Source organism: Serinibacter arcticus, assembly GCF_004786095.1.
GTDB classification, from domain to species: Bacteria; Actinomycetota; Actinomycetes; order Actinomycetales; family Beutenbergiaceae; genus Litorihabitans; species Litorihabitans arcticus.
On the sequence record NZ_RHPJ01000003.1, the window covers coordinates 716,896 to 739,667 of the forward strand.

The window sequence follows — 22,772 nt, forward strand, 5'->3', positions numbered from 1 at the left end:
ACCACGAACGGCCCCTCTCGCGGAACGCGAGGGGGGCCGTCGGTGTTGCAATAGAGGTACGAGCGGGCGCGTCAGGTGGATGCGCCCGCCAACGATGGAGAGGAATGTCGATGTCCGGCTACACACTTCCCGAGCTTCCGTACGACTATGCAGCTCTCGAGCCCCACATCTCGGGCAAGATCATGCAGCTGCACCACGACAAGCACCACCAGGCCTACGTGACGGGCGCCAACACCGCCCTGGACAAGCTGGCCGAGGCCCGCGACTCCGGCGACCTCGCCGCCGTCAACCTGCACTCCAAGAACCTGGCGTTCAATCTCGGTGGTCACGTCAACCACTCGGTCTTCTGGACCAACCTGTCCCCCGAGGGCGGCGAGCCCGCCGGTGAGCTCCTGGCCGCGCTCGAGGACTTCTTCGGTGGCGTCGAGGCGTTCAAGAAGCACTTCACGGCTGTCGCGGCCGGCGTCCAGGGTTCCGGCTGGGCCGCGCTCGCGTGGGACACCATCGGTGCTCGTCCCGTGATCGTCCAGCTGTACGACCAGCAGGGCAACCTCGCCCTCGGCCTCGTTCCGCTGCTCATGCTGGACGTCTGGGAGCACGCCTACTACCTGGACTACCTGAACGTGCGTGCCGACTACATCGCCGCGTTCTGGAACATCGTCAACTGGAACGACGTTGCCGCACGCCTCACGCGCGCCACGACCGCTGGCGCCGGAGGCCTGATCGTCCCCGCCTGACCCTCCGCGGGCCGGTGCCTCGCCACCGTGCCGTGATTGCACCACAGGGGCGCCTCCCGGACGGGAGGCGCCCCTGTGGTGCCTCACCCGGTCTTCCACCCTGCGAGGCCCCTGGAGGACGACGAACGGCGGGCGCCTCGGGGCACCCGCCGTTCGTCGTTCCCGGCTCGACCGGGGTGGAGCTGCTCGCCTAGTGGGCGTGCTGGCCCCGGGAGAACTCGAAGATCAGGCCGACGAGGCCGATGGCCCCGATCACGGCGCCGACGCCGCTGATCCACCAGCCGACCGCCACGCCGAAGAACACGACGGCGGCACCCAGGCCGAGGACGAACGGCCACCAGGAGTGGGGCGAGAACTCGCCGTACTCCCCCGCCGCCGACTCGATCGTGCCGAGCGGGTCGTCCTCGGGACGAGCGTCGATCGTGCGCCCCGTGATGAACAGGAAGAACCCGACCAGGCCGGCGAGCCCGGCGAGCAGCAGCAGGCCGATGAAGCCGACCGGCTCGGTGAAGTTCGTCAGGAGGCCGTAGACGATCGCGAGGGCCGCGAACACCGGGACCCCCGCCCCGAACACGACGGTCTCGAGGAACATCGGCGGACGGGTCTTGGAGGAGGCCTTCACCTTGCGGTCCGGCCCTGCGGTCTGCTGGCTCATGACTGGTCCTTCCGCGAGGTGCTCTCCTGGATCGAGCCCTGCATGTCCGCGTTGCCGTAGATCTGGTCGAGGAAGCCCTTGTCGGTCTCGACGTGGTCCATCGCGGCGACCTCCGGGTGGTGGAGGTCGAACGCGGGAGACTCCGAGCGGATGCGCGGGATCGACGTGAAGTTGTGGCGCGGCGGCGGGCACGACGTCGCCCACTCGAGCGAGCGGCCGTAGCCCCACGGGTCGTCGACGTTGACCTGCGGCGCCGAGCGCCACGTCTTGATGACGTTCCAGATGAACGGCAGCGTGGCCGCCGCGAGGATGAAGGCGCCGACGGTGGAGATCTGGTTCCAGAGCGTGACACCGTCCTCGGGCAGGTAGTCCACGTAGCGACGCGGCATGACCTTGGCACCGATCCAGTGCTGGATCAGGAACGTGGTGTGGAAGCCGACGAAGGTCATCCAGAAGTGGACCTTGCCGAGACGCTCGTTGAGCATCTTGCCGGTGAACTTGGGCCACCAGAAGTAGAAGCCGGCGAACATCGCGAACACGACCGTGCCGAAGACGACGTAGTGGAAGTGCGCGACCACGAAGTAGGTGTCGTGCAGCTGGAAGTCCAGCGTCGGCACGCTCAGGATCACGCCCGTGAGGCCGCCGAACAGGAACGTCGCGAGGAATCCGATCGACCACAGCATCGGCGTCTCGAACGTGATCTTGCCCCGCCACATGGTGCCGATCCAGTTGAAGAACTTCACCCCGGTCGGCACGGCGATCAACATCGTCATGAGCGCGAAGAACGACAGCATGACGGCGCCCGTCGTGTACATGTGGTGCGCCCACACCGTGACCGACAGCGCGGCGATCGACAGCGTCGCGAGCACCAGCGTCTTGTAGCCGAAGATCGGCTTGCGGCTGAAGACCGGGAAGATCTCCGAGACGATGCCGAAGAACGGCAGGGCGATGATGTAGACCTCGGGGTGACCGAAGAACCAGAACAGGTGCTGCCACAGGATCGGGCCGCCCAGCGCCGGGTCGAACACCATCGCGTCGAGCCGTCGGTCCGCGAGCAGACCGAAGTAGGCCGCCGTGAGGATCGGGAACGCCATCAGCGCCAGGACCGCGGTGATGAGGATGTTCCAGGTGAAGATCGGCATCCGGAACATCGTCATGCCGGGGGCGCGCATGCAGATGATCGTGGTGATGAAGTTGACCGCACCGAAGATGGTCGAGAAGCCGGTCAGACCGAAGCCGACGAGCCAGAGGTCGGCGCCGAGACCCGGCGAGAACGTCTCCGAGGCGAGCGGCACGTACGAGGTCCAGCCGAACCCGGCCGGGCCCTCGGGCGTGAGGAACCCGCCGAGGACCATCAGGCCGCCGAAGATGTACAGGTAGTACGCGAACATGTTCATCCGCGGGAACGCGACGTCCGGCGCACCGATCTGCAGCGGGACCATCACGTTGGCGAAGCCCGCGAACAGCGGGGTCGCGAACAGCAGCAGCATGATGCCGCCGTGCATCGTGAAGAACTGGTTGTACTGCTCGGCGCTCGTGAACAGCTGCGTTCCCGGCGAGAACAGCTCGGCGCGGATCGCGAGCGCGAGGAGTCCGCCGATGCAGAAGAACAGGAACGACGTGGTCAGGTACATGTACCCGATCGTCTTGTGGTCCGTGGACGTCATCCACTTCACGATCGCGTTGCCGCGACGCTGCCGGCGGGCGGAGAGACCGGGAACGCGGTCCTCCGGCTGGCGGGGGGCTGAGTCGATGTGGACGACCTCGTCGATGGCCATCAGTTGCCGCTGCCTTCCTGGTGCTGCTCACCGTCGTTGTTGCCGGTGAAGTACTGCGGGTCGTACTCGGGTCCGCGAAGGCCCGTGTTGCCCTGGTCGGCGAGCGCGGCCATCTGCTGGTCGTACTCCTCCGGTGTCACGACCTCCACGTTGAAGAGCATCGAGGCGTGGTACTCACCGCAGAGCTCGGCGCACTTGCCCTCGTAGACGCCGGTCTTCTCCGGGACGATCTGGAACGTGTTGGTGCGGCCGCTGATCATGTCGAGCTTCATCAGGAAGCCCGGGACCCAGAACGCGTGGTTGACGTCGCGGGTGCGCAGCGAGATCTCGACGAGCTCGCCCTGCGGCAGGTAGAGGGTCGGGAGCGTCTCCGGAACACCCTCCACGCCCGTCAGCTGGGCCTGGACACCCGAGAAGTGGACGTCGTCGGAGGTGTAGTTGAAGTCCCAGCTCCACCGCTTGCCGACGACCTCGATCTCGACGTCGGGCGTGGCCGAGGTGTCGAGGATCTCGCCCATGGAGCGAGAGGTGTAGGCGAACAGCACGCCGACCATGACGATCGGCACGAAGGTGTACATGAGCTCGAGGGGCACGTGGTAGCGCAGCTGCACGGGGAGCTCGTTGTCACCCTTGCGACGGCGGTAGGCCACGACGCACCACAGCAGCAGACCCCACACGAGGACGCCGACCGCGAGGGCGGCGATCCAGGAGTTGTTCCACAGCGACATGATCGTGTCGGTGTGGTTCGTGGCGCCGGGCGCCGATTCGGGGAGGAAGCCGCGCTGCGCTTCCTCGGAGCAGCCCGCCAGAGCGGTCGCCGCGACGAGGGCCGCCGCCGTGACGGCGAGCTTCCTGGAGCGTGGAGAAGGCGATGTCGACACCCCGTCACCATAGCGTCGAGAGGGGCTGGACGCCGCCTTCGCCCGCCGTGATGCGGCGCGTCCCCCGGCATCGCCTCGGTGAGGCGACGCCGGGGGACGCGGGCGTCAGATCGTGACCGATCTCGACTCGGCCAGGGGCCGCGTCGAGCCGTCCTCACTCGACGACGATGTCCACCACGACGGCGAGCGCGGGGTTCCCGCTGGCGGGGTCGCCTGGCACCTGGAACAGCACGCGGGAACCGCCGGGAACGTCGACGAGCTGGTCGAAGATCGAGCCCTGACCGAGCGTGGCGCTGCTGATCCCGATGCCGTCCGGCGGCCAGGTCGTCTCGGTGTTCGCGTTGTCCCACGTCGAGAGCGTGTACTGCAGGTTGATGGTGTCGCCCGCGGCCAGCGGCGCGCCGGTTCCGGTGGCGATCACGGTCGCGGTGGGCTCGGTCGGCTCGACGGCGCCCTCGGTGACGGTGACCGCGGTGATCGGCGCACCCAGGTCGCCCTCGATGGTGACGGGCACCTCGGCGTTCGTCGGGACGGCGTCGGCCTGGCCCACGCCGTCGGCGGGCACGACGCTCACCAGGTCGACGACGAACACGATCGTGTCGCCCGGCTTGATGTCGTCACGGCCCTCGGGGTAGCCCAGGAAGCTCGGCACGCTGAGCAGCACGCGCGATCCGACCTTCTGACCGGTCAGACCGGTGGTCCAGCCGGGGATGACCTGGTTCAGCGAGAAGCTCGAAGGCTCGCCGCGGTCGTAGGAGTTGTCGAAGACCGTCTCGGTGTCCCAGATCTGGCCGAGGTAGTTCGCCACCACGGTGTCGCCCGCGGCGACCTCGGGTCCGTCACCCTCGGAGACGACCTCGGCCTGCAGGCCCTCGGGGGCCGTATCGGCCGTGAACTCGAGGGTCGGCTTCTCGCCGAACGCCCCGGAGGCCGTGAACCCCGCCTCGTTCCCGGCGACGACGTTCTCGACGCTGGGCACCTCGGACGGCTCGCTCGCGCTCTCGGAACCCGTGGCGGAGCTGGTCTCACCGCCGTCGTCGGGGTCGGAGCTGCACGCACCGAGCACGAGGGCTGCGGCGATGACGGCGGCGGGCAGGGCGATCAGACGACGGCGCAACGAGTTCTCCTAGGGTTCCCGGCCAGGTGGCCGTGGACACGTGTGTACCGGGCGAGCCTGGACGCCACCTGGGTGCGCGCCGGTCGTCGCCGGGTGGGTGGTGCTGGGTCGGGCTCGGAGGCGAGGCTCAGTGGAACGAGTCGCCGCAGGCGCAGGACCCGCCCGCGTTGGGGTTGTCGATCGTGAAGCCCTGCTTCGCGATGGTGTCGGCGAAGTCGATGGTCGCGCCGGCGAGGTAGGGCACGCTCATCCGGTCCACGACGACCTCGACACCGTCGAAGTCGCGGGTGGCGTCGCCGTCGAGCAGGCGCTCGTCGAAGTAGAGCTGGTAGATCAGGCCGGAGCAGCCGCCGGGCTGGACGGCCACGCGCAGGCGCAGGTCGTCGCGACCCTCCTGGTCCAGCAGCGAACGGACCTTCGACGCCGCGACGTCGGTGAGGCCGACCTCGTGCGTGGGGTCCTCGATGGCGGTGGGCGCGCTCGCCGGGGCGGTCTGAGCGGCGACGGTCTCGGTCATCGTGTCTCCTCGGGTGGCAGGGCACGGAACGGACCCGTGCGTCACGATTCGATCGTACGCCTGCCCCGCCGCGCGACGGCCTCGCCGCCGGTGGTCCTCACCACCCGGTCACGAGGCGCTCACCAGCGCCACGCGCGCGCGTGCCGGTGCGCCAGGGCGGCGACGTCGTCGAGCTCGAGATCTGCCGTCTCGCCCGTCGCCCCACCGGGCTCCCCCGCGACCGACGGCGCGAGCGTCGCCGTCGCGCTGATGCCCGCCGCTGCAGCGGTGCGGCGCTCGAGCCGGACGCGCCGGGCCAGGGCCAGGACGGCGACGCCGTGCGTCGCGGCCGCCGCGGCGACGGCGGCCACCACTCCCCGGTCGGCCTCGACCGGGTCGAGCTCGTCGGTGCACACGACGACGAGGTCGACGCCCTCGGCGCGACCCGCCAGCCCGCACTCGACCGCGAGGAACGCCGGCCCGGTCTCGACGCGTCCACCCAGGGCGATCACCGCGAGCCCGAGGCCCCCGCCGCTGCCGGATCCGGCGGGACCGGACGGCGAGGCGGCCGCGGCGGGCGCGGTCGCAGCCTCCGATGAACCGAGGAGGTCGCGACGGCGGGGCGTCAGCTCGGCGTACAGCCGCACCAGCGACGTCAGTCGCGCGTCCAGCGCCTGGCTCTCCCCGGGGCCGAGCGCGGCGGTGAGCCGCGAGGCCGCACCGCGCAGTCCGCGCACCGGCACGGGTTCGGGGGCGAGGAGCACGACCTCGACGCCGGCGCAGCGCGAGCGCGCGGCCGCGAGCACGTCGGCGAGATCCGCCTCGGCGCCGTCGGGGTCGAAGGGGGCGGGGTCGCGCCCGGCCAGCGCCAGCAGCATCCCGGTCCCCGCGTCGAGCGTGGCGGGCGTCCCCGATCCGAGGACGACGCGTCGCGCGCCCCGGTCGATCGCCGCGGTCACCAGCTGCCCGACGCCGAAGGAGGAGCCGGCGCGCGCCGTCGCACGCCCCGTCTCCCCCGGGGCGGATCCCGCCACGCCGAGCACGTCGCGCGTCTCGAGGTAGGCGGTCCCCTCCGCGAGGAGCACCACGACGGGCAGCTGCTCCGGTGTCATGGGATCGGACGCGTCACCCCGCAGGACCGCCACGACCTCCCGCACCCCGCCCCGCGCGGCCTCGACGGCGTCGAGCAGCCCGCGGTCGCCGTCGGAGGCTCCGCAAGCGTCGATCTCCGCCTCGGCGTTGCTCTCGCGCCAGCCCCGTGCCAGCGCCTGCGCGACGGCGCGGCCGGGCACGACCCCGAGCGCGGAGGCGGTCAGCAGGATGCGCACGTCGACCCTTCCCGGCCGGCGCGCGTCAGTGACGCAGCGAGGCGAGCAGCAGCACCTCGGCCAGCACCGCGCGCTCGAGCTCGCCCAGGTGCACCGACTCGTCGGTGCTGTGCGCCCGGGAGTCGGGGTCCTCGACCCCGGTGATGAGGATTTCGGCGTCGGGCGCCAGCGTCAGGAGGTCCGCGATGAACGGGATCGAGCCGCCCATGCCGACGTCGACCGGATCGGTGCCCCACGCCGTCGCGAACGCGCTGCGCGCGAGCGTCATCGCCGGGCTGTCCGACGGCGCGAGGAACGCGCTGCCGCGCTCCCCCGGCGTGATCGTCAGTCGCGCGCCGAACGGCGCGTGCGCCTCGAGATGGGCGATCAGCGCCTCCTGGGCCGCCATCGGGTCCTGCCCGGGCGCCAGACGCATGCTGATCTTCGCGTTCGCGGTGTGGGCGATCGTGTTCGACGCGCGCTCGACGCTCGGGGCGTCGAGACCGATGAGCGAGATGGCGGGCTGGGCCCAGAGCCGGTCCTGCACGCTCCCGCGCCCGGCCAGGCGCACACCGTCGAGCACCCCCGCCTCCTCGCGGTACATCTCCTCGGGGTAGTCCAGGTCGGCCGCGGTGCCGTGCACCAGGCCGGCGACGGCGACCGCTCCGTCGTCGTCGTGCAGCGTCGTCACGAGGCGGGCCATCAGCGTCAGGGCGTCCAGCACGGCGCCGCCGAACATGCCGGAGTGGACGGCGTGGTCGAGCACGTCCAGGCGCACCGTGAGGTCGACCAGACCGCGCAGCGACGTCGTGAGCGCGGGGGTCCCGACCTTCCAGTTGGCGGAGTCCGCGACCACGATGACGTCGCCCGCGACGCGGTGACCGTGCGTCCGGAGGAAGTCGCCGAAGGTCGGCGAGCCGATCTCCTCCTCGCCCTCGACGAAGACCGTCACGCTGACGGGCAGGTCGTCGCCGAACCGCTCGCGCAGCACCCGGAGCGCGCCGACGTGAGCCATCACACCCGCCTTGTCGTCCGCCGCGCCGCGACCCACGAGCCGCTCGCCCACCCGGGTGGGCTCGAACGCCGGCGACGTCCAGCCCTCCCCCGGCGGCTGCACGTCGTGGTGCGCGTACAGCACGACGTGCGGGGCGCCGTCGCCCGCGTCGTGGTGGGCCACGACCGCCGGCGCGCCGCCCGGCACCGAGAGGATCTCGACGTCGAGGCCGACGTCGCGCAGCAGCACCGCCACGGCCTCGGCGCTGGCGACGACGTGGGCCTGGTCGAACGCGGGGGCCGAGACGGACGGGATCCGCACGAGGTCGACGAGGTCGTCCACCACGGCGGGGAACGCCGCCGCGGTGCGCGCGGTCAAGTCCTCGACCAGCTCGGCGGACAGGGGCAGGGGGCGGGGGCTCGTCGTCGTGGGCACGGGAGAGAACCTACCGGCCGCTCGTCTATTCTTCAGGGGTGTTCGGACGCAAGAAGGACTCGACCCTGACCCCCGGCTCCACCATCAAGGCGGAGGACGTCGGCTCGCTCGACGCCGCCATGGACGCCGCGACGGGCAAGGGCCGCGCCACCCCCAAGCGCCGCGAGGCCGAGGCGAAGAACCGCCGCCCGCTCGTGCACAACGACCCCAAGCTGGCACGCTCGGAGCAGCGCAAGAAGAACGCCGAGGCCCGCGCGCAGATGAACGCGGCGATGGTCTCGGGCGACGACCGCTACCTGCCCGCGCAGCACAAGGGCGCACAGCGCCGCTACATCCGCGACTTCGTGGACGCCCGCTGGTCGCTCGGCGAGTTCTTCCTCCCGGTCGCGTTCGTGTTCGTCATCGGCACGTTCGTGGTGGGCAACCGCCCGGAGTTCGCGCTGCCGCTGATCCTGGCGCTCTACGGCCTTGTGGCGATCGCCGTCACGGACTCCGTGCTCATGGCGCGGCGTGTGCGCAAGCGGCTGCGCGAGTCCTTCGGCGAGGACAAGGTCCAGCGCGGCAGCATCATGTACGCCGTCCTGCGCTCGTTCCAGATGCGTCCCACGCGCATGCCGAAGCCGCAGGTCAAGCGCGGCCAGTACCCCGGCTGATCCGGCGGGTCACGCGGCCCGGCCACGCCGGACCGTTGAACACGAAGGCGCTGTAGGCCTGCACCAGGTCGGCGCCGGCCTCCAGCATCGCCCGGGCCTGGCGCTCGTCGCCGATCCCGCCGACGCCGATGACGACGCGGTCGGGACCCAGCTCGGCGCGCACCAGCGCGACGACGGCGCGGGCGCGGTCGTGCAGCGGCGCCCCGGACAGGCCGCCCGCCCCGTGGTCGTGGGCGATGGTCGTGTTCGTCGCGACGACGCCGGCGAGGTCGAGCTCGCGCACGAGGGCGACGACGTCGCGCACGTCCTCGTCGGACAGGTCCGGCGCGATCTTGACCAGGACGGGCAGACGTCGGCGAGCCGCGCCGTCCGCCGCGCTCTGCACCTCGGCCAGGATCGGACGCAGCGACGCGACGGCCTGAAGGTCGCGCAGGCCGGGGGTGTTGGGGCTGGAGACGTTGACGACCAGGTAGTCCGCATACGGCGCGAGGGCACGGGCGCTGAGCGCGTAGTCCTGGGCGGCGTGCTCGGCCGGCGTCACCTTGGTCTTGCCGATGTTGACACCGATGACGGCGGCCGCCCCGGCCCGCGTGCGCCGCAGCCGCGCGAGCCGCGCGGCGACGGCGGCGCTGCCCACGTTGTTGAACCCCATGCGGTTGACGAGCGCCCGCTCGGGCAGGTGCCGGAACAGGCGGGGTCGCTCGTTGCCCGGCTGCGGGTGCGCCGTCACGGTGCCGATCTCGACGTGGCTGAAGCCGAGCGCGACCAGGCCCAGGACCATCCGCGCGTCCTTGTCGAAACCCGCCGCGGCGCCGAGCGGCCCGCTGAGGTGGCGCCCGAACAGCGTCACCTCCTGGCGGCCCCCGCGGGGCGGGCGGCCGAGCGTGGCGGCGAGGAGGTGGCGGGCGGGCGCGATCCGGCCGGCGAGCTCGATCGCGGACGCGGCGCGGTGGTGGGCGTCCTCGGGGTCCAGCCGCACGAGCACGGTGCGCAGCAGCAGGTCGTAGAGCGGGTGGGCGGTGCGCACGGGTGTCCTTCGTTCGGATGGGATCGCGGTCGGGGCGGCGATCAGCGGGTGCGGGGCGACGTCTCGGCCCGCACGAGACGCGCGGGGTCGGAGCGCCACAGCCACAGGATGCCGAGCACCGGCAGGATCGCCGGGACGTAGCCGTAGCCCTGACCGAGGTGCGACCAGACCGTCGCCTCGGGGAACTCCTGCGGTGCGATGAACGACCACGTCCCCACGGCGAGCACGCCCACGAGCTCGACGGTCACGGCGGTCCAGGCCACGCGTCGCATGCGCGTGCCGTTGTGGGCGAGCGCCACGGTCGCGACCACGTAGACGAGGGCCGCCAGCGCCGACAGCGCGTAGGGCAGGGGCGCCTCGGCGGCCTTCGTGGTCAGCTGGTAGAGCGAACGCGCCGTCGCGGCGAGCGCGAGGACGCCGTAGACGGCCACGAGCGCCCGACCGGCGCCGTACGCGCGCGGTCGCGGGTCGGCGCCGTCCTGCGACGCCTCCGGAGTGCTGGACATCTCTCTCCTGGTTGCTCTCGCGTGCTCGGGACTCACTGCCACAGCTGCCAGATCCTCACCTGGAGCACCACCACGACGGCGGCGGCGATCGCCAGCACCACCGAGCTCCAGCGCGTGCGCTCCACGAACGCCCACGCGAACGCGGCGGGCAGCAGGCACAGCGACGTGATGACGTAGCCCCACAGCAGGATCCCGTCGGGCACCGGGTGACCGCCCGCCTGCAGGACCCCGACCACGACGGCCTGGACCACGAGCGCGGCCTCCACCGCGATCATCCCCGGGAGCTGGCCGCCCTGCACGGGCTGGTCGCGCGCGGCGCGGACGACCGCCCAGACCGTCAGCGCCGTCGCGAGGACCCCCACGGAGACGAGGACGGCGAGCACGTGCCCAGAATATCCCCGCCCATCCCCGCGCACGTCCGCCGCCCACGCCGGCCACGCCGCCCGACCCTCGGGGAGCGGGCCGTCCCCGGCTACCATCGAAAGCATGCCCAGCTCACCTGTTCTCGCCGCCCGCTCCCTCGAGACCGTCGAGGCCGCCGCGCTCGTCGTCTTCCTCGGTGGGGGTGATGGTGAACCCGGGACCGCCCGCGTGCTGGCCGACGCCTCCGAGGCCCTGGCGGACGAGCTGCTCGACGCCGTCGCCGCCCTGCGCCTGACCGGCCGCGCCGACGAGGTGACGGTCATCCCGGCCTCCCCGCTGCTGCGCGCCTCCGTCGTCGTGCTCACCGGGGTCGGTGGCGACGACGCCCACGAGCCCACCGCCGAGGCCGTCCGACGCGCCGCGGGCGCCGCCGCGCGCGCCGCCGCGGGGCACCCGACGATCGCCGTCGTCCCGCCGTCGGACGCCGCCGCGCTCGTCGGTGCCGCGTACGAGGGCGCCGTGCTCGGGTCCTACTCCTTCACGCGCTACCGCCCGGCGAAGGCCGAGGCGGCCGCGGTCGACGTGAAGGTCGTCACGGGCAAGGGCCGCAGCAAGGACGTGCGCGCCGCCGTCGAGCGCGCCCAGGTCCTCACGCAGGCCGTCGCCGGGGTCCGCGACCTCGTCAACACCTCCCCCGCCGACCTCACCCCGGCCGTCTTCGCCGACACGGCTCGCACGGCCGCCACCGGCACCAAGGTCAAGGTGGCGGTCGCCGACCTCAAGGCGCTGCGCGCCGGCGGCTACGGCGGCATCGTCGGCGTCGGTCAGGGTTCGGTCAACGAGCCCCGTCTCGTCACGCTCAGCTACACCCCCGCCCGCGCCAAGGCGCACGTGGCGATCGTCGGCAAGGGCATCACGTTCGACTCGGGCGGCCTCTCGCTCAAGCCGCCGGCCGGCATGGCCGCGATGAAGAGCGACATGGCCGGTGCCGCCGCCGTGCTGCACACCGTGCTGGCCGCCGCCGAGCTCGGCCTCCCGGTCCGGGTCACGGGCTACCTCGCCCTCGCCGAGAACATGCCCTCCGGCGCGGCGCAGCGCCCCAGCGACGTCATCACGATGCGCGGCGGCACGACCGTCGAGGTGCTGAACACCGACGCCGAGGGCCGCCTGGTGATGGCCGACGCGCTGGTCGACGCCGTCGCGCTCGCCCCCGACGCCGTGCTCGACATCGCCACGCTCACGGGTGCGCAGCTGGTCGCGCTCGGCACGAGGGTCGCGGGCGTCATGGGCACCGACGGCGTGCGCGACGCCGTCGTGGCCGCGGCCGGCGAGGCGGGCGAGGGCGCGTGGCCGATGCCGCTGCCCGAGGAGCTGCGCGCCGGCCTGGACTCCCCCGTCGCCGACATCGCCAACATCGGGGACAAGTTCGGCGGCATGCTGTCGGCGGGCGTCTTCCTGCGGGAGTTCGTCGGCGAGACGCCGTGGGCGCACCTCGACATCGCCGGCCCGTCCTTCAACGAGGGCAAGCCGTGGGGCTACACCCCCAAGGGCGGCACGGGCGCCGGGCTGCGCACCCTGCTCGCCTACCTGGAGAACGTCTCGGCGACGGGTGTGGCGCAGTAGACACCCCCGCAGACCCCGGACACGCGCCGGGGGCGGCGACCGGTGGACCCCGCCGACCCCGGTCGATGCCAAGATAGAACCCGACCGGTGCTCGCACACGAGCCTCGGACCTCAGACCCAGGGAGCGACGTGCCCGAAGTGGACCTCGTCCGCGACGTCGTCGTGCTCGGTGGCGGGAGCGGCGGGTACGCGACCGCGCTGCGAGCGACGCAGCTCGGGCTGAGCGTCGCCCTGGTCGAGGCCGACAAGGTCGGCGGCACGTGCCTGCACCGCGGCTGCATCCCCACCAAGGCGATGCTCCACTCGGGCGAGGTGGCCGACGCCGTGCGCGCCGCCGCCGGGGTCGGCGTGCTCGCCCGGCTCGACGGCGTCGACCTCACCGGGGTCCGTGCCTACCGCGACGGTGTCGTGAACCGGCTGCACCGCGGTCTCGCGGGCCTGCTGCGGGGCCGCAACGTCGACGTCGTGACGGGACGGGGCCGTGTCGCCGAGGTGACCGCGTCGACCGTCGTGGTCGAGGTCGACGGGCGTCGCGTGATCGGGCGGCACCTCGTGCTCGCCACGGGGTCCCGGCCTCGCTGGCCCTCCTGGGCCGCGCCCGGCCCCCGCGTGCTGGACAGCGACGGCGCGCTCGCCCTCGAGGCGATCCCCGCCCGCCTGGCGGTGCTGGGCGGAGGCGTGATCGGCGTGGAGATGGCGAGCCTGTGGCGCTCGCTCGGCGCGGAGGTCGTGCTCGTCGAGGCGGCCGACCGCCTCGTGGCCGCCGAGGAGCCGGCCGTCTCGGCCGCCCTCGCCAAGGCCCTGCGGGCCCGCGGCATCACGGTCGTGACCGGTGCGCCGGTCGCCGCGGTGACCGAGAGCGAGGACGCCGTCGAGATCGAGGTCGACGGCGAGCGGCACACCGTCGACGTCGCGATCGTCGCCGTCGGCCGCGAACCCGTCACCGCCGATCTCGGCCTCGAGGCGGCGGGGGTGCGCACCGAGGGCGGGTTCATCGCGGTCGACGAGCGCCTGCACACGAACGTCCCGCGCGTGTGGGCGGTGGGCGACCTGGTCACCGGGTACGCGCTGGCCCACCGCGCGTTCGGCCACGGCATCGCCGTCGCCGAGCGCATCTCCGGCGCCGACCCCGTCCCCGTGCCGGAGCACCACATCCCCCGGGTGACCTACAGCGACCCCGAGATCGCCTCCGTCGGCCTCACGACGGCGGCCGCGCAGGCCCTGCACGGCGCGGAGAACGTCACCGCCACCACGTACCCGCTCGGCGGCAACGGCCGCAGCCAGATCCTGGGCACGACCGGGTTCGTGCACATGGTGCGGTTGAACGACGGTCCCGTGATCGGCGTCCACGCCATCGGGGCCCGCATGGGCGAGCAGATCGGCCAGGCGCAGCTCCTCGTGGGCTGGGAGGCCCACCCCGAGGACGCCGCGCCGCACCTGGCCGCGCACCCCACCCAGAACGAGGCACTCGGAGAGGCCGCCCTGGCCCTCGCCGGGAAGCCGTTGCACGCACACAGCTGAGAACCGAACGAAGGAGACACCATGTCCGAGTCAGTGAAGATGCCCGCCCTCGGCGAGAGCGTCACCGAGGGCACCGTCACCCGGTGGCTCAAGGCTGTCGGTGAGAGCGTCGAGGTCGACGAGCCGCTGCTCGAGGTCTCCACCGACAAGGTGGACACCGAGGTGCCCTCGCCGGTCGCCGGCGTCGTGGAGAAGATCCTGGTCGAGGAGGACGAGACCGTCGAGGTCGGCACCGAGCTCGCCGTCATCGGCGACGGCAGCTCCTCCGGCTCCGAGGACTCGGGCTCCGGCTCGAGCGACTCCGCCGCGGCCTCCGAGTCGTCCGACGGCCCCGCGTTCACTGACGCGGCGCAGGAGAAGTCGATCCAGGCCGATGAGACGCAGCCCGCCACGTCCGGCGCCGACTCCGACCCGGAGCAGGCCGAGCCCGAGACCTCCGAGGACACCGAGCCCGCGCTGGCCGAGAAGCCGGCCGCCGGGACCGCGTCCTCCGGCGAGGCGAGCGGCACCGAGATCACCCTCCCCGCGCTGGGTGAGAGCGTGACCGAGGGCACCGTGACCCGCTGGCTCAAGGAGGTCGGCGACGCCGTCGAGGTCGACGAGCCGCTGCTCGAGGTCTCCACGGACAAGGTCGACACCGAGGTCCCCTCCCCCGTCGCCGGCACGCTGCTGGCGATCAAGGTCGCCGAGGACGAGACGGTCGACGTCGGCACGGTCGTCGCTGTCGTGGGCGATGCGTCCGCGCAGTCCGCCTCCGAGCCCGAGAAGGCTCCGGAGCCCGAGAAGGCCGAGGAGCCCGAGGCCGAGGAGCCGAAGCAGGAGGCCCCGAAGCAGGAGTCGGCGCCCCAGCAGGAGGTCGCCCCGCAGAAGGAGCCCGTCAAGCAGGAGGATCCGAAGCAGGAGGCTCCCCAGCAGGACGAGCAGAAGCAGGAGGCCGCCCCGGCCCCGCTGCCCGACACCGCGGGCATCTACGTCACGCCGCTCGTGCGCAAGCTCGCCTCGCAGCACGGCGTGGACCTGTCCTCCGTGACGGGCACCGGCGTCGGCGGCCGCATCCGCAAGCAGGACGTGCTCGACGCCGCCGCTCCGAAGGCGGCCCCCGCCGCCGAGCAGAGCGCCCCGGCGGCGCCGAAGGCCGCTCCGGCCCTCGAGGTCTCCGAGCTCCGCGGGACCACCGAGAAGATGTCGCGCCTGCGCAAGGTCATCTCGGTCCGGATGGTCGAGGCCCTGCAGACGATGGCCCAGCTGACCACGGTCATCGAGGTCGACGTCACGAAGGTCGCCAAGCTCCGTGCGGCCAAGAAGGACGCGTTCCAGGAGGCGACGGGTCAGAAGCTGACCTACCTGCCGTTCTTCGCGAAGGCTGCCGTCGAGGCTCTCCAGGTCTACCCGAAGCTCAACGCGCGCATCGACGGCGACCAGATCGTCTACCCGGCCGGCGAGAACCTCGCCATCGCCGTCGACACCCCGCGCGGGCTGCTGACCCCGGTCATCAAGGACGCGGGCGACCTCGACATCGCGGGCTTCGCCGGTGGCATCAACGACCTCGCGGCGCGCACGCGCGACAACAAGGTCGGCCCGGACGAGCTCAGCGGCGGCACGTTCACGCTGACGAACACCGGCAGCGCCGGCGCGCTGTTCGACACCCCGATCGTCCCGGTGCCGAACGTGGCCATCCTGGGCGTCGGCTCGATCGTCAAGCGCCCCGTCGTGATCTCGGGCCCCGACGGCGACGTCATCGCCATCCGCTCGATGGTCTACCTCGCCATCTCCTACGACCACCGCCTGGTGGACGGGGCCGACGCCGGTCGCTACCTCAGCGCCGTCAAGCGTCGTCTCGAGGAGGGCGCGTTCGAGGCCGACCTCGGCCTCTGAGCACGACGGCACCACCAGCACCACCCGCACCACCGCACGCACCGACCGCACGCGCGAGACCGAGGCAGGCACCCTGTGAGCACCGATCAGCCCGGAACCACCGTCCTTCTGGCCGGGGGTTCCGGGCTGATCGGATCGGCCCTCGTGCACGACCTCGAGTCCCGGGGAACGCGCGTGCGCCGGCTGGTGCGGCGCGAGGCGAGCGGCGAGAACGAGGTCTCGTGGTCGCCGCAGGACGGCGTGCTCCCGGACTCGGCCTTCGACGGCGTGGGCAGCGTCGTCGTGCTCTCGGGCGCGGGCGTGGGCGACAAGCGGTGGAACACGGCGCGCAAGCGCGAGCTGCTCAGGTCCCGCACGTCCACGACGTCGCTCATCGCCCGCCGGATGGCGGAGCTGGGCGGCCCGCAGCGGCTCCTCACCGCCTCCGCGGTCGGGTACTACGGCAGCCGGGGTGACGCCGAGCTCGTCGAGACCGACGCCCCCGGCGAGGGCTTCCTCGCCGACCTGTGCCAGGCGTGGGAGGCCGCCGCGCAGCCCGCGCGCGACGCCGGCATCGCCGTCGCCACCGCTCGGACGGGCCTGGTCCTGACGCCCGAGGGCGGTGCCCTCGGCAAGCTCCTCCCGCTCCTCAAGCTCGGCCTCGCCGGCCCCATGGGTGGCGGGAAGCAGTGGTGGCCCTGGATCTCGCTCACCGACGAGATCCGCGCCCTCGTGCACCTGATCGGCTCCGACGTCACGGGCCCGGTCAACCTCACGGCCCCCGAACCGCTGCGCAACGCCGAGCTCACGCGCGTGCTGGCCAAGGCGCTCAACCGCCCCGCGACGGTGCCGGTCCCCGCGTTCGCGCTGCGCATCGTCCTCGGGGAGTTCTCCTCCGACCTGCTCGCCTCGCAGCGCGTGCTCCCGGCGGCGCTCCTGGCCGACGGCTTCGAGTTCCGCCACCCGCGCCTGGCGCCCGTGGCGGAGGAGATCATCGCCGGCTGACGCCTTCGGCGGCGGCCGTCCGGTCACGCGCACGGGGCCCAGTCCACCAACCGCGTTCCCGAGGGGGTCGGGATCGCGGCCACCACGAGGCACGACGGCGGCTGTGGTCCCGACACCGACGTGACTCCCCCCGCATGGCGCCGGTGGGCGGCCTGGGCCACGAGCACCGCCCCCGGGCCCGCGGACGCCTCGGCGGGGAGCACGACCGTGCGGACGCCGTCGAGCACGACGCCGCCGCGGCGCAGGGCGTCGATCGTCGTCAGGTCGCGCCGCCAGGCGGGGCCGCCCGGCTGCACCGCCCGGGCGAGCATCGCCGCATCGCCCGTCTCCAGAGCTCGGTCCCGCAGCGCGAACGCCGCCGCCGGACCGAGCGGCGCACCTGCCGCGAGGTCGGCCGACCCGGGCGGGATCGACGACCCGTGAGGCAGCACCAGGGTCCAGGCACCCAGGGCGAGGGCCACGGCGGCACCCGCCGCGCCGGCCCACCGACGAGCACGGCCGGCGCCTCGTCGTCGTCCGACGAGCGTCGGTGCCAGGAGCACCACCTCCCGCTCCGCCTCCGCGACGGCGTCCCCGATCTCCCAGGTGTCCGGCGCCACGCGGCCCCAGGCCCGCCCCGGCTCCCGCGCGCCCCGCGCACCGGCCACCGCGGCGATGCGGGCGGCGCTCGGGCGCGCTGCGGGATCGTCGGCGGAGGCGGCCTCCAGCAGCTCACCGACGTCGGGGTCCAGGTCGTGCACCCCGGTCCGCGTGCCGCTCGCCAGGACCTGCGCGACGACGGCGGCCAGCTCCCAGACGTCGCTCGCCCGCGTCGCGGCGACGGCGTGGCCACCACGACGCTCGGGGGCGAGCTGGCGGACCGCGCGCTCCGCCGTCGCCCCACGACCTCGCCCGTGAAGCGCCTCCGCGAGAAGGTCGGTCAGCACGGCACCCTCGGGCCGCAGGACGACAGCCTCGGCGGTAATGGCACCGTGCCCGAGCCCGTGCGCGTGCAGCGCGGCCAGGGCCGCCGCGAGGTCCAGCAGCAGGCGCTGCACGCCGTCGGCCGACAGCCCGCCGTCCGCCGTGGCGACGTCGGACAGCCGGGGTCCGGCGACGAGGTCGGTCACCACCACGAGCGCGCCGTCGACCCCGTCGTGCAGCGAGCGGACGGCGGCGAGACCGTCGGCCTCGAGTTCCACGAGCCGCTGGGCGCGACGGCGGACCAGACTCCGGTCGCTCGGCGTCAGGTCCAGGCGCTGGACCCGGACGAGCTCGCCCGACCGGCTGCGCGCCGTCGCCGTCCCACGCCAGGGCAGCCCGAGCTCGAGGCCGGCACAGCCGGGGATCGAGGGAGCGGAGGTCATCCGAGCATTACACCGCTCCGGACCCGCGGCCCGCTCGTCGTCCACAGGCACCCGGCCACCGGTAGGCTGGGGACATCATGGCCCGTTCATCATCTGGCTCCACTGAGCCCACGAAGAAGCCCAAGGTCAAGAAGCGTCGCTGGTACCACCAGGTGTGGGACGTCTTCCAGATGACCCGGAAGGCCGACCCGACCGTCCCGTGGATCATGCTCGCCATCCTCGTGGTGGCCGCAGGAGCCGGGTTCGCCATCGGTGCGATCTTCAACCAGGGGCCCTACGGCCTGTTCATCGGCATCCCGCTGGGGATCCTGCTCGCGACGATCTTCCTGTCGCGCCGCGCCGAGCGAGCCGCGTACTCCAGCCTCGAGGGTCAGCCGGGTGCCGTCTCGGCCGCCCTCGGCACGATCCGCCGCGGTTGGAACATCGAGGAGCAGCCGGTCGCGATCGACGCCCGCTCGCAGACGATGGTCTTCCGCGCGATCGGACGCCCCGGCGTCGTCTTCATCGGCGACGGTGGCACGCGCGGCATCCAGCAGCGCCTCCTCGAGGGTGAGCGCAAGCGCGCCTCGCGCCTGGTGCCCGACGTCCCCGTGCACCTGATCCAGACGGGTCGCGAGGAGGGTCAGGTCCCGCTGCCCAAGGTCGCGACCGCCGTCAAGAAGCAGAAGGGCAAGCTGACGCCCGCCGAGGTCGCCGAGATCACCAAGCGCCTCAAGGCGCTCGGCGCCGCGCGGATCCCCGTGCCGAAGGGCGTCGACCCGACGCGCATGCGGCCCGACCGCAAGGGCATGCGCGGGCGCTGATCGCGCCGTCGCGATCGCCCGCCCGACGACGACGCACCCGGTGGCAGCTGCCACCGGGTGCGTCGTCGTTCCGGGGTCTGCTGCCCGCAGGATCAGGCGCGTCGCACGCGGTCGATCCGGGTGCCGGCGGCGATGTCGTGCAGGCCGCGACCGTCGGGGCCGGAGACGACGGCCGGGATCACGAGCAGCATGAGGACGGTCCGCACCAGCGTCTGGACCGGACGGGGCGGACTGCCGCCGTCGACGATCCGGTAGACGCGCAGCCCGAGGACGCGGTGTCCGATGGAGAAGCCGACCGTGCCGACCAGGAGCAGCGTCATCGCGGCGAAGACGCCGAGGGTGGCGGCCGAGGAGTACTCGAAGAATCCCGCGCTGATCGCCAGCGCGATGCCCCAGTCGATCAGGAGGGCGAGCAGGCGCCTGCCCCAGTGCGAGTCGGCTCCCTGCGCTGCGGCGCCGGCGGTGTCACGTGCGGAGGTCACCCACCGATCGTAGGTGCACCACCCCCGGGAGCTTCTCGCCCTCCGAGAAGGCCCACCCGGCCGACGCCCGTCCTGCGTAACCTGAACGACACGTGCGGGTCACGGCTGCGACATCGCCACGCCCTAGCGTTCACACGACCCCGGGAACTACCCACGAAGGAGCCCCATGTTCAGCACTGCCGAGGAGGCCATCGCCTTCACGCGGGAGCAGGACGTCAAGTTCATCGACGTCCGCTTCATCGACCTGCCTGGTGTGCAGCAGCACTTCAACATCCCGGCAGACGCCTTCAACGACGACGCCTTCTCCGAGGGCCTGATGTTCGACGGGTCCTCGATCCGCGGTTTCCAGGCCATCCACGAGTCGGACATGAAGCTCATCCCCGACGTGACGAGCGCCTTCATCGACCCGTTCCGCAAGCAGAAGACGCTGGTCGTCTACTTCTCGGTGGTCAACCCCTTCACGGACGAGCCCTACTCCCGTGACCCCCGCCAGATCGCCTCGAAGGCGGAGGCGTACCTGAAGTCGACCGGCATCGCCGACACCGTCTTCTTCGGTGCCGAGGCCGAGTTCTACCTCTTCGACAGCATCCGCTACGAGTCCTCCCCGCAGGCGAGCTACTACCACCTCGACTCCGTCGAGGCGGCGTGGAACACGGGCCGCGAGGAGGAGGGTGGCAACCTCGGGTACAAGACCCGTTTCAAGGGCGGCTACTTCCCCCTCTCCCCGAGCGACAAGTTCGCCGACCTCCGTGACGACATGGTCACCGTGCTCGGTGAGGTCGGCCTCGAGGTCGAGCGCGCGCACCACGAGGTCGGCACCGCCGGCCAGCAGGAGATCAACTACCGGTTCGCGTCGCTGCGCACCGCGGCCGACGACCTGATGAAGTTCAAGTACGTCATCAAGAACGTCGCCTACGAGGCCGGCAAGACGGCCACGTTCATGCCGAAGCCCCTGTTCCAGGACAACGGCTCGGGCATGCACTCCCACCAGAGCCTCTGGAAGGACGGCAAGCCGCTGTTCTTCGACGAGGCCGGCTACGGCGGCCTGTCCGACCTGGCCCGGTGGTACATCGGTGGCCTCCTGCACCACGCGCCGTCGCTGCTGGCGTTCACCAACCCGTCGGTGAACTCCTTCCGCCGCCTGGTCCCGGGCTACGAGGCGCCGGTCAACCTGGTCTACTCGGCCCGCAACCGCTCGGCCTGCATCCGCATCCCGATCACGGGCAACTCCCCCAAGGCGAAGCGCGTGGAGTTCCGCGTGCCCGACCCGTCGGCCAACCCGTACCTCGCGTTCTCCGCGATGCTGATGGCCGGCATCGACGGCATCAAGAACCGCATCGAGCCGCCGGACCCGGTCGACAAGGACCTGTACGAGCTGCCCCCCGAGGAGCACGCCGCGATCCAGCAGGTTCCGGGCTCCCTGCCCGCCGTCCTCGACGCGCTCGAGGCCGACCACGACTACCTCACCGAGGGCGACGTGTTCACGCCGGACCTCATCGAGACGTGGATCGACTACAAGCGCACCCGCGAGGTCGACCCGGTGCAGCTGCGCCCGACGCCGCACGAGTTCGAGCTCTACTACGACGTCTGATCGTCCGACGTCGGTCAGTGGCGCAGCACCGCCTGCGACCTGACCTGCAGTGATGGCAACCCCGTCGCCCTCCGGGCGGCGGGGTTGTCGCTGTTCACGCCCGTGGTTCCGGGTGGTGATCGCGCCATCGGCGCTTCGTCGTGCAGTCCCAGTCGTGAATCCACGGAGCACCCCGCGTCCCCCGGTCGACCTGACCGACTGGATCTAGACCCTCAAGCACCTGGCCCAGGCACCGCGCCTGGGAGCGCGAGCCACCCGCAGCCTGGTGGCCGGCGCCAGCTTCCCCTCCCCGTTCCGCCTCACCTCCTCACGCACCGCCCGGCTGTATTGGCTGAGGCAGGACCTGCTGGACCACGTCGCCTCACGGCGGGGACGGATGCCGGTCCCCGAGGTGCCGCTGGAGCAGCGAGCTCCGGGCTTGCCGACCAGCCAGTTCGGCCCGTCGGATGAGACGGCCGCCCTGGCCGAGCTCGCCACCCTGCCCGTGACCGGATGGGGCGGGCGATGAGCTCACCATCAGCGCGATCCTTCGGATGCGACCGTGGGCCGTGATCAACCTGGGCTACCTCGGCGCCGCCGACCAGGAGAGGCTGGAGGCAGACGGGATCGCTGTCGTTCCGCAGCGCACCGTCCCTTCCCCCCGCGCCAGGCACGACCCGATCGCCGAGCTTGAGATCGAGATCGACGCTCTCACCGCTCGCGGGCCACGATCGATCATCTTCGCGGGCATCGCCGATCAACGCCCCAGCCCTTGGGAGCCGCAGCGATACGAAGCCATCCGAGCGGTCTGCGCCGACCGGGATCTGCCCGAACCCCGACGCGTGAGCCTTCCACTCGAGCTGGCCGGCGCCACATCGGTGCTCGAGGGGTTGCTGGGCCCTTCTGCGCTCGGCCTCGCCTGCTACAACGACCACGTCGCTCTTGCCGCGCTCGCAGCTGCCCGTGACCTCGGAGTCCACGTACCAGACCGGCTCGCCGTCGTCGGACTGGACGCGACGGCACTAGGCAGCTGTGGAGCCCACGGCTCACCACCATCGCGTTCGACATCCGCGGCCTCATGAGTGCCGCAGTGAGCACGCTTGTCGAGATGCAGGACGTGGGAGCCCCTTCGCGCCCCACAAGAAGCGCCTCTCCCCCACCCTCCGACACGTCCCAGCTGCTCACGCTGGTGCCCGGCCACACGACCTGAGCCGGTACGCGCGCCGACACGTCCGTGTGATCTCGCTAGTGAAGCGGCTCGCCCGGTGGACACGATCGACGACTTTCTGGAGCGAGCGCGTGACGGTCGGCGGTGTCGTGGCGTCCTTACCTGTGACCAAGCCTGACAGGAACAGCACGAAGGAGAGCCCGTGACCAACGAGCAGCTGTCCACCCGCACCGATGGTCCGAACGACCCCCCGACGGACATCACCAGCATCCCGTTCAACTACCGGGGTGTGGCGTACACCGTCGACCTCGACCCGGCGAGGGCCGCCGAGTTCGACAGGTCCCTGGCACCGTTCATCGCAGCCGCTCGACGCGTGGGCGGGAGCACCCGGCCCACGCCCACTCCGAGCCCCTGAGAATCCGAGGCCCTCGACATCCCGGTAGGTACAGCC

At 72.3% G+C, this 22,772-nt stretch carries 22 protein-coding genes; 10 read left to right on the top strand and 12 right to left on the bottom strand.

Translation table 11 applies throughout. The annotated features are described in order from the left end of the window. Positions 1–110 precede the first annotated feature (110 nt). Positions 111–737: a superoxide dismutase gene (locus tag SERN_RS12315; RefSeq protein WP_135850379.1), complete on the top strand. Its 627-nt coding sequence runs from the start codon at positions 111–113 to the stop codon at positions 735–737. A gap of 190 nt (positions 738–927) precedes the next feature. On the opposite strand, the gene SERN_RS12320 is transcribed toward SERN_RS12315, so the two are convergent. From SERN_RS12320 to SERN_RS12350, 7 genes are all read right to left on the bottom strand, one after another. Next, positions 928–1,392, bottom strand: a complete 465-nt coding sequence (locus tag SERN_RS12320; protein WP_408640870.1) for a cytochrome c oxidase subunit 4 — start codon at positions 1,390–1,392, stop codon at positions 928–930. After that, positions 1,389–3,170, bottom strand: a complete 1,782-nt coding sequence (gene ctaD, locus SERN_RS12325; RefSeq protein ID WP_135850380.1) for an aa3-type cytochrome oxidase subunit I — start codon at positions 3,168–3,170, stop codon at positions 1,389–1,391. Before ctaD ends, SERN_RS12320 begins: the two co-directional genes overlap by 4 nt. Further along, positions 3,170–4,051: an aa3-type cytochrome oxidase subunit II gene (gene ctaC, locus SERN_RS12330; RefSeq protein WP_135850381.1), complete on the bottom strand. Its 882-nt coding sequence runs from the start codon at positions 4,049–4,051 to the stop codon at positions 3,170–3,172. The genes ctaD and ctaC overlap by 1 nt, the downstream gene beginning before the upstream one ends. Before the next feature lie 154 nt (positions 4,052–4,205). Next, positions 4,206–5,168, bottom strand: coding sequence for an FKBP-type peptidyl-prolyl cis-trans isomerase (locus SERN_RS16045; RefSeq protein WP_135850382.1), 963 nt, complete (start codon positions 5,166–5,168; stop codon positions 4,206–4,208). Positions 5,169–5,295: 127 nt separating this feature from the next. Then, positions 5,296–5,685, bottom strand: coding sequence for a HesB/IscA family protein (locus SERN_RS12340; RefSeq protein WP_135850383.1), 390 nt, complete (start codon positions 5,683–5,685; stop codon positions 5,296–5,298). Between the two features lie 119 nt (positions 5,686–5,804). Further along, positions 5,805–6,992: a glycerate kinase gene (locus tag SERN_RS12345; RefSeq protein WP_135850384.1), complete on the bottom strand. Its 1,188-nt coding sequence runs from the start codon at positions 6,990–6,992 to the stop codon at positions 5,805–5,807. Positions 6,993–7,017: 25 nt separating this feature from the next. Next, on the bottom strand, positions 7,018–8,400 hold the full coding sequence (locus tag SERN_RS12350; protein WP_135850385.1) for a dipeptidase: 1,383 nt from the start codon (positions 8,398–8,400) through the stop codon (positions 7,018–7,020). A 38-nt stretch (positions 8,401–8,438) separates the two neighbouring features. Here SERN_RS12350 and SERN_RS12355 point away from each other — a divergent pair, with 38 nt between their 5' ends. Beyond that, positions 8,439–9,053, top strand: coding sequence for a DUF3043 domain-containing protein (locus SERN_RS12355; RefSeq protein WP_135850386.1), 615 nt, complete (start codon positions 8,439–8,441; stop codon positions 9,051–9,053). Here SERN_RS12355 and SERN_RS12360 read toward each other — a convergent pair. Genes SERN_RS12360 through SERN_RS12370 form a run of 3 tightly spaced genes read right to left on the bottom strand, consistent with a single transcriptional unit; the run spans position 9,028 to position 10,969 of the window. Beyond that, positions 9,028–10,080 carry a quinone-dependent dihydroorotate dehydrogenase gene (locus tag SERN_RS12360; RefSeq protein WP_135850387.1) on the bottom strand — a complete coding sequence of 351 codons (1,053 nt, stop codon included), beginning with the start codon at positions 10,078–10,080 and terminating at the stop codon, positions 9,028–9,030. The two genes, SERN_RS12355 and SERN_RS12360, sit on opposite strands and share 26 nt — an antisense overlap. 41 nt (positions 10,081–10,121) lie before the next feature. Beyond that, positions 10,122–10,586, bottom strand: coding sequence for a hypothetical protein (locus tag SERN_RS12365; protein ID WP_135850388.1), 465 nt, complete (start codon positions 10,584–10,586; stop codon positions 10,122–10,124). Positions 10,587–10,618: 32 nt separating this feature from the next. Continuing rightward, positions 10,619–10,969, bottom strand: coding sequence for a hypothetical protein (locus tag SERN_RS12370; RefSeq protein ID WP_135850389.1), 351 nt, complete (start codon positions 10,967–10,969; stop codon positions 10,619–10,621). 103 nt (positions 10,970–11,072) lie between these two features. Between SERN_RS12370 and SERN_RS12375 the strand changes: the two genes are divergently transcribed. The 4 genes from SERN_RS12375 (at position 11,073) to SERN_RS12390 (ending at position 16,952) form a co-directional block, all read left to right on the top strand. Further along, positions 11,073–12,572, top strand: a complete 1,500-nt coding sequence (locus tag SERN_RS12375; protein ID WP_135850390.1) for a leucyl aminopeptidase — start codon at positions 11,073–11,075, stop codon at positions 12,570–12,572. A gap of 129 nt (positions 12,573–12,701) precedes the next feature. Further along, positions 12,702–14,093, top strand: coding sequence for a dihydrolipoyl dehydrogenase (locus SERN_RS12380; protein ID WP_233251661.1), 1,392 nt, complete (start codon positions 12,702–12,704; stop codon positions 14,091–14,093). Between the two features lie 21 nt (positions 14,094–14,114). Further along, a complete protein-coding gene (gene sucB, locus SERN_RS12385; RefSeq protein WP_135850391.1) occupies positions 14,115–15,968 on the top strand; it encodes a 2-oxoglutarate dehydrogenase, E2 component, dihydrolipoamide succinyltransferase in 1,854 nt (617 codons plus the stop codon). Between the two features lie 75 nt (positions 15,969–16,043). Then, positions 16,044–16,952, top strand: coding sequence for a TIGR01777 family oxidoreductase (locus tag SERN_RS12390; RefSeq protein WP_135850392.1), 909 nt, complete (start codon positions 16,044–16,046; stop codon positions 16,950–16,952). Between the two features lie 23 nt (positions 16,953–16,975). On the opposite strand, the gene SERN_RS12395 is transcribed toward SERN_RS12390, so the two are convergent. Beyond that, positions 16,976–18,298: a hypothetical protein gene (locus SERN_RS12395; protein WP_135850393.1), complete on the bottom strand. Its 1,323-nt coding sequence runs from the start codon at positions 18,296–18,298 to the stop codon at positions 16,976–16,978. Between the two features lie 77 nt (positions 18,299–18,375). Between SERN_RS12395 and SERN_RS12400 the strand changes: the two genes are divergently transcribed. Continuing rightward, positions 18,376–19,101 carry a DUF4191 domain-containing protein gene (locus SERN_RS12400; RefSeq protein ID WP_135850394.1) on the top strand — a complete coding sequence of 242 codons (726 nt, stop codon included), beginning with the start codon at positions 18,376–18,378 and terminating at the stop codon, positions 19,099–19,101. A gap of 92 nt (positions 19,102–19,193) precedes the next feature. Here the strand turns inward: SERN_RS12400 and SERN_RS12405 are convergent, their stop codons facing one another. Beyond that, positions 19,194–19,583 (bottom strand): RDD family protein, encoded by a 390-nt coding sequence (locus SERN_RS12405; RefSeq protein ID WP_135850395.1) that lies wholly within the window; start codon positions 19,581–19,583, stop codon positions 19,194–19,196. Between the two features lie 166 nt (positions 19,584–19,749). Here SERN_RS12405 and glnA point away from each other — a divergent pair, with 166 nt between their 5' ends. The 3 genes from glnA to SERN_RS12425 all read left to right on the top strand — a co-directional run bounded on the left by glnA (position 19,750) and on the right by SERN_RS12425 (position 22,736). Further along, positions 19,750–21,174, top strand: a complete 1,425-nt coding sequence (gene glnA / locus SERN_RS12410) for a type I glutamate--ammonia ligase (protein ID WP_135850396.1) — start codon at positions 19,750–19,752, stop codon at positions 21,172–21,174. 548 nt (positions 21,175–21,722) lie between these two features. Continuing rightward, complete coding sequence (locus SERN_RS12420; RefSeq protein WP_158292651.1) at positions 21,723–22,235, top strand: substrate-binding domain-containing protein; 513 nt, start codon at positions 21,723–21,725, stop codon at positions 22,233–22,235. Between the two features lie 288 nt (positions 22,236–22,523). Beyond that, a complete protein-coding gene (locus SERN_RS12425) occupies positions 22,524–22,736 on the top strand; it encodes an Lsr2 dimerization domain-containing protein (protein ID WP_135850398.1) in 213 nt (70 codons plus the stop codon). Positions 22,737–22,772 lie beyond the last annotated feature (36 nt).

Bases quoted from the DNA above. Each gene is read 5' to 3' on its own strand.
- ctaD (WP_135850380.1), bottom strand. From the start codon at position 3,170: ATGGCCATCGACGAGGTCGTCCACATCGACTCAGCCCCCCGCCAGCCG.
- SERN_RS12400 (WP_135850394.1), top strand. From the start codon at position 18,376: ATGGCCCGTTCATCATCTGGCTCCACTGAGCCCACGAAGAAGCCCAAG.
- SERN_RS12340 (WP_135850383.1), bottom strand. From the start codon at position 5,685: ATGACCGAGACCGTCGCCGCTCAGACCGCCCCGGCGAGCGCGCCCACC.
- SERN_RS12315 (WP_135850379.1), top strand. From the start codon at position 111: ATGTCCGGCTACACACTTCCCGAGCTTCCGTACGACTATGCAGCTCTC.
- SERN_RS12395 (WP_135850393.1), bottom strand. From the start codon at position 18,298: ATGACCTCCGCTCCCTCGATCCCCGGCTGTGCCGGCCTCGAGCTCGGG.
- SERN_RS12365 (WP_135850388.1), bottom strand. From the start codon at position 10,586: ATGTCCAGCACTCCGGAGGCGTCGCAGGACGGCGCCGACCCGCGACCG.
- SERN_RS12320 (WP_408640870.1), bottom strand. From the start codon at position 1,392: ATGAGCCAGCAGACCGCAGGGCCGGACCGCAAGGTGAAGGCCTCCTCC.
- SERN_RS12375 (WP_135850390.1), top strand. From the start codon at position 11,073: ATGCCCAGCTCACCTGTTCTCGCCGCCCGCTCCCTCGAGACCGTCGAG.
- glnA (WP_135850396.1), top strand. From the start codon at position 19,750: ATGTTCAGCACTGCCGAGGAGGCCATCGCCTTCACGCGGGAGCAGGAC.
- sucB (WP_135850391.1), top strand. From the start codon at position 14,115: ATGTCCGAGTCAGTGAAGATGCCCGCCCTCGGCGAGAGCGTCACCGAG.